The organism is Parafrankia sp. FMc2 (assembly GCF_041008525.1).
Taxonomy (GTDB): domain Bacteria; phylum Actinomycetota; class Actinomycetes; order Frankiales; family Frankiaceae; genus Parafrankia.
Genome location: NZ_JBFLUG010000162.1, coordinates 1 through 14,686, shown reverse-complemented (window position 1 = coordinate 14,686; position 14,686 = coordinate 1). Strand labels below are relative to the sequence as shown.

Sequence of the window (14,686 nt, the reverse complement as noted above, 5' to 3'; positions counted from 1 at the left end):
TCGCCGACCCCGACGAGATCATCCATGCCGTCGACCTGGCCACCACCCAGCTCAACACCCACGCCAAGCCCTGGGTCTGGGGACGGCCACCACCACCCACCCGCACACGTCGCCGCCGCTTTGTGTACTACCTTTGAGGAACGTTGCACTAGGCGGCTACGTTGGGGGCGCGGGACGCGCCTCGCGCCCCCCCAACGGTCACGTCCTCCTCGGTACCGCGGCTCAGACGGACCAGCACCACAGTTCCTCGCCGTGTCCGGCTGACATCCGGGACAGAGGTGCCCGCGGCCCCGACGATGGGCGGGGCGCGCGTTGCGTGCGACCGGGCGGCATGGGCTCCGCCGGGAGGGCCTGCCATCTCCTGCGCGATGCCCGGTGTCCTGCCGGGCAGGCCGTGCGCCTGAGCCGGCTGCAGTAGATTTGGATGACTGGGAGGAAGCGCTGGGTGCCCGCGTCATCGAGGTCGCCCGCGAGACGTCGGCGCTGTGAGGACCTACGAGATGCCCGAGATGGGAACGCCGGCGAGGGCCGTCCTGGCCCCGGCCGTGCGCCAGCTACGCCTGCCGAAGATGGCCGAGCTGGTCGCGGACCATCTGCGGCGCCAGATCGTGCGGGGCGAGCTTGCCGAAGGTGAGGCGCTGCCGTCCGAGAGCGAGCTGATGCGGCAGTTCGAGATCTCCCGGCCGACGCTGCGCGAGGCGTTCCGGATACTGGAGACCGAGTCGCTGATCACCGTGCGCCGCGGCCCGGGCGGTGGGGTACGGATGCGACCCCCAAACCTGGATGTCGCCTCCCGGTACGCCGGGCTGATCCTGCAGCACCAGGGCATCACACTGGCCGACGTCCTGGCGGCCCGCGCCGTCATCGAGCCGAGGGCCGTCCGCCAGCTCGCGGCCAGCCACACCGACGACGATGTCGCGCGGCTGCGCGCGCACATCGAGGAGCCATGGCCGGGCGACCCCGCTGTCGCGCCGCTTCCGACGCTGCGTCGGCTCGAACGGTTTCACACGCTGCTCGTCGAGCTCGTTGGAAACCAGACCCTGCTTGTACTCATGCGCATGCTGGAACACATCGTTGAACAGGCCGATCGCTCCAGAGTCGAAGCAGACACCGGCTCGCCCGAACTCGCCTCCGCGGTGAAGAAAAGCCGCGCAGCGCACGCGAAGGTCGTCGACCTGATCGAGACGGGGGACATGGCCGGAGCTGAACGGCTGTGGCACCGTCACCTGAGCGGCGCGAACGAATACCTGCTACGCTCCGCCACGACCATCGTCGTTGACATGTTCACCTAGCATGCCTTCGCGGTTGCCTCAGCCCGATCTGGCGGGTTCATTCGCGGGGCAGACCACGAGACAAGATGACACACCGCGAAAGCTCAGGGTACGTGCAAGCCTGTACCGGCGGCTACGAGGGTCGCGTTGATCAATGATGCCGCGTCCGAGCAGAGTCAGACGACGAGCTCGGCGATCTCCTCCGCCCGACCCAGCCGCCCAACGGGCATCGCGGTCTCCATCCGGCGGTATTGCTCGGGCGTCAGATACTCGCGGGCCCGTTCGGTGATACCTGTGGCGATGTTGCCTGGCGCGACCGCGTTCACCCGGATGCCGCGCTTCGCGTACTGAAGGCCCGCGGCCGTGGTCAGGCCGACGACACCGTTTTTACTGGCCCTCCGCACCTCGCTAGAGATCGTGTCCGTGGTCTGACGGATCGTGATTGCCTATGGTGGCGTGGCGTGGCGTAGTCGTCGGCAGGCTGGGAAAAGGGAGCGCACCCGTCACCTGGAAAGATCACGTCTTGCGAAGGGCCATGATCTCCAGGTGAACGGGTGCGCGTGTCGGATATTAGCGGTGCTGTGGTCGCGGAGCTGTGTGGGCTTGGCGGAGTCGAGGTCGTCGAGCTTGAACGTGAGGCGGACGGCCGGTGGTCGGCCCACCTGGTGACGGCTGCGGGTGTGGCCGCGTGCTGTCCGGAGTGCGGGGTGCCCGCGGAGCGGGTCAAGGAGGCCGGCGGCCAGCGGCTGGTGCACCTGGTGGTCGTGCCGATGACGCTGACTTGGTGCAAGCGCCGGTTCTACTGTGAGAACGGTGCCTGTGATCGGGACAGCTTCACCGAGGATGGGCCGGTCGCTTCGAGTGGGGCCCGGGTATCGACGCCGGGCCGGGAGACGATCGGCCATCTGTGCGGTGACTGGCTGGTCGCGGCCAGCCGGCTCGCCGACACGCTCGGGATCTCCTGGCACACGGCGCACGAGGCGTTCGTCCGCCTCGCCGAGACGGCCGGGATCGTAATCACCGACCCCGGCGAGGGTGTCGCGTCGGCCGCACCCACCGAGGATCCCGAGCGTCCCGAGGCCGGTGAGAGCGCCGGGCGGGAGGGTCACGCGGGAGCGGCGGCGGCCTGTTCGATCTGCGTGAGGCCGCCGCGCCGGGTCCGCCGGTCGGTGTCCGGGCCGTTGCCGCTGGTCGGCGTGCTGGGGATCGACGATCATCGCCGGGGCAGGACATTGTATCACTGGGACGCCGTGCTGGGCCGGTGGGTGGAGGACGCCGACCGGTGGCAGACGGTGTTCGTCGACTCGTCGGGTAGCAGCGGCCTGCTCGGCCAGGCCGAGTACCGGACCGCGGCCGGCTGCGCTGTCTGCTCGCGGACCTCGGTGACGCCGGGCGCCAGCTCGCCGCGGTCCACAAGGCGAAGGAACTGCTGCGCGCGGTGTTTGCGCTCACGCCGACCCATACCGGCCGCCCGACCGGCCGTGGGCGGATCAGCACCGCGCTGACCAGGTTCCTCACGCACTGCGCCACGGTCGGCGAGACCGTGCCCGAGGTCGTCACCCTGGCCGAGACGATCTCCTTCTGGCGTGAGGAGATCGGCAACGCGGTCTTCTACGGCCTGTCGAACGCCACCGCCGAGGGCGTCAACCGGCTGATCAAGCTGGTCTACCGGTCGGCGTTCGGGCTGACGAACGTGGCCAACCAGCAGCGCCGCGCTCGCTACGCGGCCTCCCGGCTCAGCCGCCCACTCTGGCTACGCACCGCTACAACACCCGAGCACACTCGGTGACCCACCGGCAGCGGTTTCTAACGAAGTGCGGAGAGCTGGTAAAGGTCAGCCGGCGACAGCGGCCGGGGTGGTCAGGTCGCGCTGGCCCGCGCCGTCAGCGGTCAGGTGCCCGTTGGCGGTCACGTCCGTGCCCGGGGCGGGCCCGGCGGCCGGGCCCGGCGGGAACGCGTCGTCGATCCCGGTGAGTCGCGCGAGCCGGTCCAGATGCTGCGCGGGGGACCGTAGCAGCAGCCGGCTGACGGTGGCCCGTTTCAGGAACAGGTGAGCCGAGTGCTCCCAGGTGACGCCCATACCGCCATGTACCTGGATGCTCTCCCCAGCTGACAGCAGCGCGGCCTCCGAGCAGGTCGCACCGGCGACGCAAGCCGCCTCGGCCAGTTCGTCCGGCCGGTTGTCAGCCGCCCAGGTCGCGTACATTGCCGCGGCTTCCGCCGCCTCGACCTCCAGCAGCACGTCCGCGAGCTTGTGCTTGATCGCTTGAAACGAGCCGATGGGCCGGCCGAACTGGTGGCGCTGACCGGCGTAGGTGGTCGCGGACGCAAGGCACGTCCGGGCCACTCCGACCTGTTCCGCGGCCAGCAGCGTGACCGCGCGGTCCAACGTGCGCCGAAGCGGTTCGTCTCCACCGCCCACGGTGCCGAGCGGTGTCGCCGGCGTGGCGTCGAATGTCACCTCGGCGGCCTTCCTGGTCGGGTCGACGGTGCCGAGCGGGCGGGCCGACAGGCCCGCCGCACCCGCGTCGACGAGGAAGAGCGATGTGGCCGGACCCTCCGCGGTGACGTCGGTGCCGGCGGTGGCGGTCACGATGAGCAGCTGGGCGGTGTGGCCGTCGAGCACCCAGTCCTTACGGCCGGTCAGGGTCCAGCCGTCGGGTCCTGGCGTCGCGAGGGTGGCGGGCGCCGCGTCCCAGTCTCGTCTCTGTTCGCGGGCAGCCAGGCTACCGATGGTTGTGCCGGCGGCCAGGCTGGGCAGGTGGGCGGCGGCCGCGTCCGGGTCGTCGGCCGCGAGCAGCGCCTGGATCGCGATCGAGGTCGACAGCAGGGGGCCGCACAGGAGGACACGTCCCGCCTCGCCCAGCGCGATGCCGAGCTCGACGAGGCCAAACCCGGCGCCGCCGTGCTCCTCCGGGACGGCGAGCGCCGGCAGCTCCAGCTCGTCGCACACGCGTCGCCAGACGGCCGGGTCCCAGCCGGCCTCGGTCGCCATGTCGCGGCGCAGCGCCGGCTCGCCGGCAAGGTCGGCGAAGAAGCGCCGCACGGCACGGCGCAGCTCCTCGTGCTCGGGATTGAACCGGAAGCGCACTGGGCCTCCCTCTCGGCCGCGGAGGACCTCGTCGCGATCGACGACTCACATCCGCGGAAGCGTGCCCAACGGCCCGCACGGCAGGGCGAGGCGCGACCGTCGGACTGAGATGATGGATATGAAGCTAGATGATAGGCATCGTATATCTAATTGGGTCGGAGTCGGTTAACGAACGGGAGGCTGAGTGGACACGACGTACCCCGCCGAGGTGGAGGAGTTCCGTGCCGAGGTCAGGGCGGTGCTCGTGGAGGAGCTGCCGGATGGCTGGCGCGGCACTGGCGCGATCCCGGACATGGCGGCGACCGCGGTGTTCGTCCGGCAGTGGCGCCAGACGCTCTACCGGCGCGGACTGCTGGGGGTGGCCTGGCCGGTCGAGTACGGAGGTCGAGGGCTGACGACGCTGCACCAAGTGGTGCTGGTCGAGGAACTGACCCGGGCCGGCGTGCCGTTCGGTGTGCTGCCGCAGGACTCCACCGGCCTGAAGATGCTGGGTAACACCCTGCTGCGCTACGGGACCGAGGAGCAGAAGCGGGAGATCCTCCCGGCGCTGCTGTCCGGCGAGCAGCGCTGGTGCCAGGGATTCTCCGAGCCGGGTGCCGGCTCCGACCTCGCGTCGGTGGCGACCCGCGCGCGCCTCGACGGCGACGAGTGGGTGATCGACGGGCAGAAGATCTGGACCTCGGGCGCGGACCGCAGCACCGGCATCTTCGTGCTGGCCCGCACCGACCCGGACGTGCCCCGCCACCGCGGGCTGTCGTTCCTGCTCGTGCCGGTGGACCGTCCCGGCATCGAAGTCCGCCCGATCCGGCACATGACCGGCGGCACCGACTTCTGCGAGGTCTTCTTCACCGACATGCGGATCCCGGTGGACGCGATCGTCGGGAAGCCGGGCGACGGCTGGAAGGTCGCGTCGACGCTGCTCACGTTCGAACGCGGCGAGGAGGCGGCGACGAACCCGATCCTGTTCCGTGCCGAGCTCGACCGGCTGGTGGAGCTCGCCCGCCGGCGGGGCGCGGCCGCGGATCCGGTCGTACGCCGCAGGCTCGCCTACTGCCGGGCGAGGGTCGAGGTGATGCGCTTCCTCGGCTACCGCGTCCTGTCCGACGTCCTGTCCGGCGGCGAACTCGGCCACGCCTCGTCGGTGTCCAAGCTCTACTGGAGCGAGTACCACCGTGAGGTCACCCAGCTCGCCCTGGACATCGAGGGGCTCGATGGGCTGGTCCCCACCGGCAAGGGCCCGTCGAAGCCGATGCGCACCGACGACCCCGGCGCCGACCCCGAGTCATCGCGCAGCTGGTGGGAGGTCTCCCTGAACGCCCGTGCCGGCACGATCTACGCCGGCACGTCCGAGGTGCAGCGGACCATCCTCGCGGAGCGGGCCCTGGGCCTTCCGCGTGAGCGGTCCTGACCTCGCTGGAAGCTCCTTCTAGTGCTGTGGCCCGATATGTTCACCGGCTTTTGTGATCATGCTGCGGTAGGCAGGCGACGGCCACCCCAACGGACGTGCTTCTCACTGCGGACCCGGGCGCGTTCACGGCGCTGGGCGGCCAGCACATCGGGATGGCGGGCGTGAGCGTTACGCCAGCGCAGGTAGTCGTGCAACGCACGGATCTGGACGGTGTGGTTCGGATGCTCGCTGTTAGCGATTGTGAACCGGCGCAACCCGCCGAAGTGCGCCTCGATCGGGTTCGCCCAGGACGCGTAGGTCGGGGTGGAACACAACTCGACCCTGTTCCGCCGCGCCCAGGACCGGATCCTTCGTCCCGTGTGCGCGGAGAGGTCATCCAGGATGATGTAAATCGGGGTGCCGTCCGGGCAGGCCTGGCGGATCGACCGCAACGCGGCCAGGCTCGGAGCGGCACCCTTGCGGCGGCGGTTGACTCCCACAGCCGGTCCCCACCCACCGAGTAGCAGCCGTGGAAGTAGGTCACCCCCTCGGTGCGGTGGTAGGTCGCCGCCACCCGCTGCGGATGGCCCTGCCGGGCCCAGCAGACACCGCCGGTCGGACGGATCCCCAACGGCCCGAACTCGTCGAACGCGAACGTCCGGTCCGGGAACCCCTCAAGAACCTGCTCGATCCGGTCGAGTTTGACATCCCGGTCAGGGTCGGTGGACTCCTCCACGTCTTGGTCCGTTGGAAGCTCACCCCGCGGCGGGCCGGCAGACACCGCAACGTCTCCCGGCCGACCCTGATCACCCGCCCCGGTGCCCGACGCAGGTAGGCGACGAGTCTGCGCAGCGACCAGCAGGCGAACGGCTGCCCGAGTCGGACCGGACGGGTGGTGGCCGTCGCGACGACGAACTCCTCATCGTCAGGACCGAGCAGGCGGGGACGGCCTCCCGCCCACCGAGGGTCCAGACAGGCCAGCCCCTCCTCGTTGAACCGGTGGATCACCGCGCGGACCGTGTCCTCGTCCGCGGCGACCAGCCGGGCGATCACCGGCACACTGTTCCCACCCGCCGAGGCCAGTAGCATCATCGCCCGTCGATAACGCACCGTGCTGGTCGTCCCCCGACGCACGACCCGTTGCAGCCGCTGCCCTTCCTGATCAGTCAGTCTGCGGACCCTGACTGGCGCTGCCATCACACACCCCCAGGTCAGACCGGATACCTCTTCCACCGGCCTGCCCGGCCACCACCACCCACAACACCGCGAACCAACCCGGCCACAGCACTAGCGGCCATGCGTTGACAGCCGACGCGAGGTAAGACACATTCATCCAACTAGTTTCCTCGTGGGCTGCCGGGGTGGCGTGACCCGCCGACGTCCCGGCCGCGAGGTGTCCGACGCGCGGGAGCGACCCGTCGCATCGCTGTCCCAGCTGACCGGGACGATCACCCGGAGAGACCATGACCGATCACGTCAGGTTCCTGTTACTCGGACTCGGGAACGGAGCGGTGTTCGGCGCGCTGGCCCTCGCGCTCACCCTCACGTACCGCAGTTCCGGCATCATCAACTTCGCGACCGGCAGCATCGCGCTGATCACCGCGTATGTGTACGCCTACCTACGGGGAGGCGAACTGATCCTGCTCATCCCGGGCCTGCCCGACACAGTGAGTGTCGGCGGCAAACTGTCGCTGTGGCCGGCGTTGCTGGCCGCGGTGGTGTTCGCCGCGCTGCTCGGCCTGGTCCTGCATCTTTTGATATTTCGGCCGTTGCGTAACGCGCCGCCGGTCGCCAAGGCCATCGCGGCGCTCGGCGTGTCACTCCTCCTGACCGCGCTGATCGCCGCGAAGCTCGGGACCACGCTGGTCGCGGCGCCGCCGGTGTTCCCGGCGGATCTGTGGACCGTCGGGTCGCTGAGCGTCTCCAGTGACCGGGTCTACTTCGCTCTGACGGTGCTCGTCCTCGCGCTCATGCTCGCGTTGGTCTTCCGCTGGACCAGGTTCGGTCTTGCCACCCGGGCTGCCGCCGAGACCGAGAAGGGTGCCTATCTCAGCGGCGTCTCACCGGACCGGATCGCCGCCGGCAACTGGATGATCAGCTCGGCGACCGCCGGTCTCGCCGGTGTCCTGATCGCTCCGATGGTGCCGCTGATCCCGGTCTCCTACACGCTGTTCATCGTCCCGGCGCTCGCGGCCGCCGTCATCGGCGGGTTCCGTAACGGGGTCGTCGCGGTCGTCGCTGGCATCGTCATCGGCGCGCTGCAGTCGGAGGCCCAGTACCTACAGACCGACTTCGACTGGCTGCCCGCCTCCGGGCTGCCCGAACTCGTCCCGCTCCTGCTGATCCTCCTCGTCCTTGTCGCGCGGGCCCACCCGCTGCCCGGGCGCGGTGCGGTCATCGTCGCCAATCTGGGCCGGGCACCGCGGCCACGCCGTCTGCTGGTCCCGACCGCGGTGCCGACGGCGCTGGCGCTCGTCGGGCTGTTCACCTTGGCCAGCGACCTGCGCCTCGGGCTGATCTCCTCGCTGCTCTACGCGGTCGTCGGACTGTCGGTCGTGGTGGTGACGGGCTATGCGGGCCAGGTGACCTTCGCCCAGCTGCCGCTGGCCGGTGTGGCGGCGTTCCTGGTCCCCCCGCTGGCCGACAACCTCCATGTCCCGTTTCCGTTCGCCCCGCTGCTCGCCGCGCTCGGCGCGACCGTGGTCGGTGTGGTCATCGGGCTGCCGGCGTTGCGCATCCGCGGCCTGACACTGGCCGTGGTGACGCTCGCGCTCGCGTTCGCCGTCGAGGCGCTGTGGTTCCGTAACCTCGACATCGTCGGCTCGGACGGCCTCGCCGTCCCCGCCCCGAAGATCTTCGGATGGGACCTCGGCGTTGGCACGGGCACCGATTTCCCCCGCTCCACGTTCGGGGTAATGGCGCTGGTCGTGCTCGTGCTGACCGCGCTCGGAGTCGCCTGGCTGCGTACCAGCCGGCTGGGCTCGCGGATGCTCGCAGTGCGCGCGAACGAGCGCTCGGCGGCGGCGTCGGGCGTCGACGTCGTGCGGGTCAAGATCGCGGCGTTCGCGATCGGCGCGTTCATCGCCGGCATTGGCGGCGCGTTGCTGGCCTACGAGGCTGGCAACGTCACCTTCGACCCGTTCACCGCGATCCTCGGCCTGACCTTCTTCGGCACCGTCTACCTGGCTGGTACCACGTCGGTTTCCGGCGGCCTGCTCGCCGGCGTCACCGCCATCAACGGCATCCTCTACGTGCTGATCGGCAAGGCGGTCTCGACCGGGTTGTGGTACGAGGTCGTGGCCGCGGTACTGCTGGTCATAACAGTGATCTTCAACCCGGAGGGTGTCGTCGGCCCGGCCCACGAGCTGCTGGAGAAGCGCCGCGCCGCCAGGCGGCCCGCCGTCGCCGGCGTCGGGGCCGTCGCCGTCGCCGTGTCGGCGACCGCGGTCGCCGGCACCGCTGGCTTGAGCGAGGCCGTCTCGGGCGTCGCGCCGGAGGCGGTCGCGGCGAGCCCGGCCGACGGACGGCCGGACCTGCTGGCGGTGCGTGGCCTCACGGTCCGCTACGGCGGCGTCGTCGCGGTCGATGACGTCTCCTTCGACGTCGGCGCCGGCCGTATCGTCGGTCTGATCGGGCCGAACGGCGCCGGCAAGACAACCGCCATCGACGCGGTCAGCGGGTTCGCCCGTGCGGGTGGCACCGTCCACCTCGGTGGCACCGACCTGACGGCGAAGCGCCCGCACGAGCGGATCCGTGCCGGCCTCGGCCGCACCTTCCAGGCCATCGAGCTCTACGAGGACCTCAGCGTCCGGGAGAACGTCACCGTCGGCCTGACCGCCTCCACCGGGCGGCGCTCCGGGAAGGGCGACGACGACCTCGCGCACACCCTGGACCTGCTGGGCCTGACCGACGTCGCCGACCGGGCGGCGGGCGAGCTCTCCCAGGGACAGCGTCAACTGGTGTCGATCGCGCGAGCGCTGGTCGGCCGCCCGCGGGTGCTGCTGCTCGACGAGCCGGCCGGCGGCCTGGACACGACCGAGAGCCAGTGGCTGGCCGAGCGACTGCGCGTCGTGCGCGACAGCGGTGTCACCATCCTCATGGTCGAGCACGACATGAGCCTGGTGCTGTCCCTGTGCGACGAGATCCATGTCCTCAACTTCGGCAAGGTGATCGCCCACGGTACGCCGGCCCAGATACGTGCCAACCCAGCGGTCGCCGAGGCATACCTGGGCAGCACCCATGCGGCCAGCCAGCAGGACGCCGCGACAGGCGACCTGCCAGCGGACGGCGGCGCCAACGGCGGCGGGCGAAACGGTCGGACCAGCGCGCAGGAGGTGACGGCATGACCGGGGGTCCGCTGCTGGAGGTCCGTGGGCTTGCAGCCGGATATGGCGCCGTCCGCGTGGTCCGCTCGCTCGACCTGGTGGCCGAGCCGGGGACCGTCGTCGGGGTGCTCGGTCCGAACGGGGCGGGCAAGACGACACTGATGCTTACGCTTGCCGGGCTGCTGCCACGGCTCAGTGGCGAGGTCCTCGTCGACGGGAAGGTGCTGGCGTCCGCCCGGCCGGCGGCGGCCAACCGGGCCGGCCTCGTGCTCGTCCCCGACGACCGGTCCCTGTTTTCGACACTGCTGGTCCGGGAGAACCTCACGGTCGCCAACCGCCCGGGCGGTTATACCCTCGACGAAGTCGTCGATCTGTTCCCGGCGCTCGCGCCGCGTCTCGGCGTGCCCGCCGGGGCGCTGTCCGGCGGCGAGCAGCAGATGCTCGCCGTCGCCCGCGCGCTCGTGCAGAGGCCGCGGGTCCTGCTCATCGACGAGATGAGCATGGGCCTCGCACCGGTGATCGTCGAAGGGCTGCTTCCGGTGGTCCGCCGGATCGCCGACGAGACCGGGGCGGTGGTCGTCCTGGTCGAGCAGCACGTGCGGCTCGCGCTCGAGGTGGCCGACCGGGCCGTCGTCCTCGTGCACGGCGAGGTGGTGCGCAGCGGGCCCGCCGCCGAACTCGCCGCCGACCCCGAAGCGCTGGAAGCCGCCTACCTCGGCGCCGGTACCGCTCCGGCGCCGGCCTGACCCCGTCTCGCGCCACCCTGCCCCCCGCGCCCTGGGGGTCCTCCTCCCACCGTGGCCGGCTTTTGGACGCGCGGTCGGGCGGGCTGTCTCCCTGCCGCCAGATGAATTCCCACCGGCGAGTAATCCGATAAACCAAGGAGCTCATGATGCGTTTGTTAGGTGCACCGCCGACGGGCGGCCGGCTTCGCGTGGCACTGACCGCGAGCCTGGCCGCCGTTGCCCTGGTCACCGCGGCATGCGGTGGTGACGACGACGGGTCCGGTGGCGATCGGACCGCGGACACTGGTGCCGACGCCGCCATCCTTGGCACCGCCAAGGCGGCGACCGGCACTCCCGTCAAGATCGGCTGGGTGAGCACCGGGCAGACCCAGACCGTCGACACCACCGACGAGATCAAAGCGGCCCAGGCGACCGTCGCCTACGCCAACGCCTACCTCGGCGGTCTGCGCGGGCACCCGATCGAGCTGGTGCCCTGCGAGGACAAGAGCGTGCCGGCCACCGCGCAGGCCTGCGGCAACACCTTCGTCCAGGAGGGCGTCGCCGCGGTCGCCGCCGGCAGCCCCGGCCAGACCGACCCCTGGATCAAGATCGTCCAGCCCGCGGGCATCCCCGTCGGCATGAGCCTCGCCCCCGGCTCGGTGGTCCTGAATACCCCAGGCGTCTTCGTCTGGGGCAACCCGCTCGCCTCGTTCGGGACCTCGGCCGCCTACGCCCGGGCGCACAAGCTGACCAAGGCCGCCGTTCTGGCGATCGACGTGCCGGCGGCCAGCGGCCCGGCCAAGGAGCTTGAGCCGATCTTCTTCCGCAACATCGGTGCCACGGTCGAGGTGATCGCCATTCCACCCGGCACGGCCGACATGACACCTCAGATCCAGGCCGCCAAGAATCCGGACCTGTTCCACATCATCGGTGACCCGACCTTCTGCGTCAGCGCGATTCGGGCGATCCGGACCATCGCCCCGAAGGCGTCGATCACTGCGGTCGACCGCTGCATCGGCACCGACAAGGGCGCCTCCATCCCCGGCGGCTACGAGGGCGTGACGATCGTGGCGCAGGCCAACGTCGACCCGAACGGCAACGAGTTCAAGCTGTTCAAGGCCGTGATCGAGAAGTACGGCGACGGTCTGTCCACGGACGGCAACGTGGTCAGCGGCTACCAGGGCATGCTCGGCTTCATTCGGGCGGTGAATGCCGGCGGAGGCACGGACGTGACGCCGGCCGGGATCACCAAGGCGATCCAGAGCATGCCGGCGACGCCGTACCCGCTGGGTGGCGGAGCGACGTTCAAATGCGATGGCACGGCCATAACCGGAATCTCGAAGAACATCTGCTCGACGGTCGGATTCGTCGCCGACGCGGCGCCCGACGGCGCCCTTTCAAACTTCAAGACTCTTGACGCGACGGGGATCTACAAGCTCGGTTAGGAGCTGTAATAGATCAACAACCGCATGGCGACGTGCATCGGCGCAGGTCACGGGCCTACGAGGGGTCCAAAGAACAGAACTTATTTCATTGCGGCTTCTTAGCGCCGAGCCGCCAACAGATCGACGGTGGCCGCGGTGGGCCTCGAAGCGGTGCCCACCGCGGCCACCTCGTCCGACCGGAGCACCGCCTGTGTGAGCGCGGACCGTGAGTTTGGCTGACAAAACGCCGGTGTTTGATCCTCACGCCGGAGTCTTCGCAACCTTGCCCTGGAATGGACAGAGCCTGGACGCCGAGGGCGTTGCCGGCACGGAGACGCTTGTCAACCGCACGGCTGGCGACAGACCGGGTCGCCGCTCCACGGACCGGGCTTGTCGAGGCCCGGACCGCGGGGCACAACTCGTTGGGCGCGATGATGATCGACAGTCGGAAGTCGTGGCCGGCGCGGGACGCCACGTCCGGCTGGTATTTCCTGCTGGGCGCAACGGCGTTCTGGGGCCGAGGTCGGGCCGTGGCCGCGGCGCGAATCAGGAGGCGACTTCTACTAGTAGTGTCGATGCCGCGACCCGACAAAGGAGGAACCGGTGTCTGCCGACCAGCACACCAGGGGAGGGCCGTCGGGCAGCGACGCCGCGGGGGAAGACGGCCAGGCTGGTGACCACCGTCCTTCCCAGGGGGCGGTCGGCCGGCAGTTGCGGCTCCCGAAGATGGCCGAGCTGGTCGCTTCCGACCTGCGTCGACGGATTATCCGGGGCGAACTGCCCGAGGGCCAGGCGCTGCCGTCCGAGGCGGTGATGCTGGCGCAGTTCGGTGTGTCTCGATCAACGCTGCGGGAGGCCTTCCGGATCCTGGAGGCGGAGTCGCTGATCACGGTTCGCGGCGGTCCCGGCGGTGGTGCGCGGGTACTGAGCCCCAGCCTCGAGGTCGCGGTCCGCTACGCGGGGCTGGTGCTTGAGCATCGCGGTACCGCCCTCCAGGATGTCTGGGAGGCCCGCCAGTTTCTGGAGCCGCCCGCCGCCGGCATGCTCGCCCGCCAGCGCACTGGGGCGGACCTGCGCGCGCTGCGAGCCGCGCTCGCCGAGCACGACGCCGCCAGCGAGCAGGCCGAGGCCATCCGCCTGCACAACGACTTCCATCTCCTGGTCGCCCGGCTGGCCGGCAACTACACGCTCACCCTCCTGATCAGGATGCTCTCCGAGATCATCGAACAGAGCACCTGGTCGAGGCTCGAACCGACCATCGGCAGCCCTGCCCAGGAAGAGGCGGAGCGCAGCACGGTGAAGGTGCACAGGGCTCTCGTCGACCTGATCGAGGTGAAGGACGCCGCTGGCGCCGAGGACCTCTGGTACCGCCACCTGCGGGCAGCCAGCGCCTATCTGTGGCATGGCGACGGTAAGGCCGTCCCCGTCAACCTTTTCGGCTGACCGCCGACGCAGGGCGCCGATGCCAGATCGGGTCGGCTATCCCTCCCCAGCCGGCACAGGCCGGCTGGTCACGCCCGCGCCGCAGAAGGCGACCAGGTGACGGACCTCGGTCTCGTCGGGGATGGTCCCGGCGCCGACGTGGCGGGTCATCGCCCCGATGACGGTGTGCTGCACCGCGCGGGCGTCGAGGTCGGGACGGGGCCGGCCCGCGGCGGCGAAGGGCTCGCCGAGCTGGTCGTCCAGCTTGGCGCGACCGGGCTGGCCGATACCACCAGGAAGGGTGAGCCGGGACAGCGCCATGCTGGGCCGGGCGATGTCCGGGCGGACCAGCTGGCTCAGTAGCCCCTCCACCCAGGCGCCGATCTGACCGGCGGGGTCGGCGTGCTTGGCCATCTGGTGGCGCAGGTAGGAGCGGGCGCGCAGGACGCCGCGTTCCATCAGGGCGTGCAGCAGGTCGTTCTTGCCGGCGAAGTAGCGGTAGAAGGTCTGGTTTGAGGTGCCGGCCTCGGTGACGATGTCGGCCACTCGGGGCTCGGCGGGTGCGACCCGTTCGACCACCCGCAGCGCCGCGTCGAGGATCTGCTCGACCTCGTCGAGCGCGTCTCGCTGCGCCCGTCTCAGCCCGCGGTCCACCGCGGCCTTCACCGAGTCGGGCACCTGGCCCCAGTCGACGTCCAAGTTCACCGGCCCAGTCTGCCGTGCGGCCACCACGCGCCTGAGCTTGATCTTTAACCTTTTCGCTGTTGGTGAGCGGTCATGGTCAACTCTCGTCTGGTGGTCTTTCCGACGGTGTGGCGGGGTGCGGGCTGACGGTTACGGGAGCCGGGAGGACGGCCTGGGCCGGCTTTGGTGGGTTTCGGTGCGCCGGCGGGGAGGGGGATGATCGCGCGGATGTTTCGGAACCCTCGTCGGACATGGGCAGGGGTGAGTCGTCCTGGTGGGGCGGTTTATGCACATCTGTCGATGCCGATGGGCTCACGATGATTCGATATGTGTGTTGTCTGTTTGTTGTATAATATA

Annotated in this window: 11 protein-coding genes and 2 pseudogenes; 8 read left to right on the top strand and 5 right to left on the bottom strand. The window is 70.1% G+C overall.

Annotated features, from left to right (window positions below; genetic code table 11):
• Window positions 1–500 precede the first annotated feature (500 nt).
• On the top strand, window positions 501–1,292 hold the full coding sequence (locus tag AB1460_RS31530; protein WP_368965724.1) for a FadR/GntR family transcriptional regulator: 792 nt from the start codon (window positions 501–503) through the stop codon (window positions 1,290–1,292).
• Between the two features lie 155 nt (window positions 1,293–1,447).
• Here the strand turns inward: AB1460_RS31530 and AB1460_RS31525 are convergent, their stop codons facing one another.
• Window positions 1,448–1,675, bottom strand: a complete 228-nt coding sequence (locus AB1460_RS31525; RefSeq protein ID WP_368965723.1) for an SDR family oxidoreductase — start codon at window positions 1,673–1,675, stop codon at window positions 1,448–1,450.
• 150 nt (window positions 1,676–1,825) lie between these two features.
• On the opposite strand from AB1460_RS31525, the gene AB1460_RS31520 reads away from it, so the two are divergent.
• The gene (locus AB1460_RS31520; RefSeq protein ID WP_368965722.1) at window positions 1,826–2,776 is read left to right on the top strand and encodes a hypothetical protein; all 951 of its coding nucleotides are present in this window, start codon (window positions 1,826–1,828) and stop codon (window positions 2,774–2,776) included.
• On the top strand, window positions 2,710–3,060 hold the full coding sequence (locus AB1460_RS31515) for a transposase (RefSeq protein ID WP_368965721.1): 351 nt from the start codon (window positions 2,710–2,712) through the stop codon (window positions 3,058–3,060). Before AB1460_RS31520 ends, AB1460_RS31515 begins: the two co-directional genes overlap by 67 nt.
• A 45-nt stretch (window positions 3,061–3,105) precedes the next feature.
• On the opposite strand, the gene AB1460_RS31510 is transcribed toward AB1460_RS31515, so the two are convergent.
• Window positions 3,106–4,362, bottom strand: a complete 1,257-nt coding sequence (locus tag AB1460_RS31510; RefSeq protein ID WP_368965720.1) for an acyl-CoA dehydrogenase family protein — start codon at window positions 4,360–4,362, stop codon at window positions 3,106–3,108.
• Between the two features lie 184 nt (window positions 4,363–4,546).
• On the opposite strand from AB1460_RS31510, the gene AB1460_RS31505 reads away from it, so the two are divergent.
• A complete protein-coding gene (locus AB1460_RS31505; protein WP_368965719.1) occupies window positions 4,547–5,770 on the top strand; it encodes an acyl-CoA dehydrogenase family protein in 1,224 nt (407 codons plus the stop codon).
• Between the two features lie 56 nt (window positions 5,771–5,826).
• On the opposite strand, the pseudogene AB1460_RS31500 reads toward AB1460_RS31505, so the two are convergent.
• A pseudogene (locus tag AB1460_RS31500) lies at window positions 5,827–6,946 on the bottom strand (IS630 family transposase).
• A gap of 266 nt (window positions 6,947–7,212) precedes the next feature.
• Between AB1460_RS31500 and AB1460_RS31495 the strand changes: the two are divergent.
• From AB1460_RS31495 to AB1460_RS31480, 4 genes are all read left to right on the top strand, one after another.
• Window positions 7,213–10,095 (top strand): ABC transporter permease subunit, encoded by a 2,883-nt coding sequence (locus AB1460_RS31495; RefSeq protein ID WP_368965718.1) that lies wholly within the window; start codon window positions 7,213–7,215, stop codon window positions 10,093–10,095.
• Complete coding sequence (locus AB1460_RS31490; RefSeq protein ID WP_368965717.1) at window positions 10,092–10,820, top strand: ABC transporter ATP-binding protein; 729 nt, start codon at window positions 10,092–10,094, stop codon at window positions 10,818–10,820. The genes AB1460_RS31495 and AB1460_RS31490 overlap by 4 nt, the downstream gene beginning before the upstream one ends.
• Window positions 10,821–10,966: 146 nt before the next feature.
• Window positions 10,967–12,244 (top strand): ABC transporter substrate-binding protein, encoded by a 1,278-nt coding sequence (locus tag AB1460_RS31485; RefSeq protein ID WP_368965716.1) that lies wholly within the window; start codon window positions 10,967–10,969, stop codon window positions 12,242–12,244.
• 582 nt (window positions 12,245–12,826) lie between these two features.
• Window positions 12,827–13,666, top strand: coding sequence for a FadR/GntR family transcriptional regulator (locus AB1460_RS31480; protein WP_368965715.1), 840 nt, complete (start codon window positions 12,827–12,829; stop codon window positions 13,664–13,666).
• 36 nt (window positions 13,667–13,702) lie between these two features.
• Here AB1460_RS31480 and AB1460_RS31475 read toward each other — a convergent pair whose 3' ends face one another.
• Together AB1460_RS31475 and AB1460_RS31470 are read right to left on the bottom strand one after the other, a co-directional pair.
• On the bottom strand, window positions 13,703–14,350 hold the full coding sequence (locus AB1460_RS31475; protein ID WP_368965714.1) for a TetR/AcrR family transcriptional regulator: 648 nt from the start codon (window positions 14,348–14,350) through the stop codon (window positions 13,703–13,705).
• Window positions 14,351–14,394: 44 nt separating this feature from the next.
• Window positions 14,395–14,610: pseudogene (locus AB1460_RS31470) on the bottom strand (transposase); the annotation flags it as partial.
• Between the last annotated feature and the right edge of the window lie 76 nt (window positions 14,611–14,686).

Bases quoted from the DNA above. Each gene is read 5' to 3' on its own strand.
- AB1460_RS31530 (WP_368965724.1), top strand. From the start codon at position 501: ATGCCCGAGATGGGAACGCCGGCGAGGGCCGTCCTGGCCCCGGCCGTG.
- AB1460_RS31495 (WP_368965718.1), top strand. From the start codon at position 7,213: ATGACCGATCACGTCAGGTTCCTGTTACTCGGACTCGGGAACGGAGCG.
- AB1460_RS31490 (WP_368965717.1), top strand. From the start codon at position 10,092: ATGACCGGGGGTCCGCTGCTGGAGGTCCGTGGGCTTGCAGCCGGATAT.
- AB1460_RS31485 (WP_368965716.1), top strand. From the start codon at position 10,967: ATGCGTTTGTTAGGTGCACCGCCGACGGGCGGCCGGCTTCGCGTGGCA.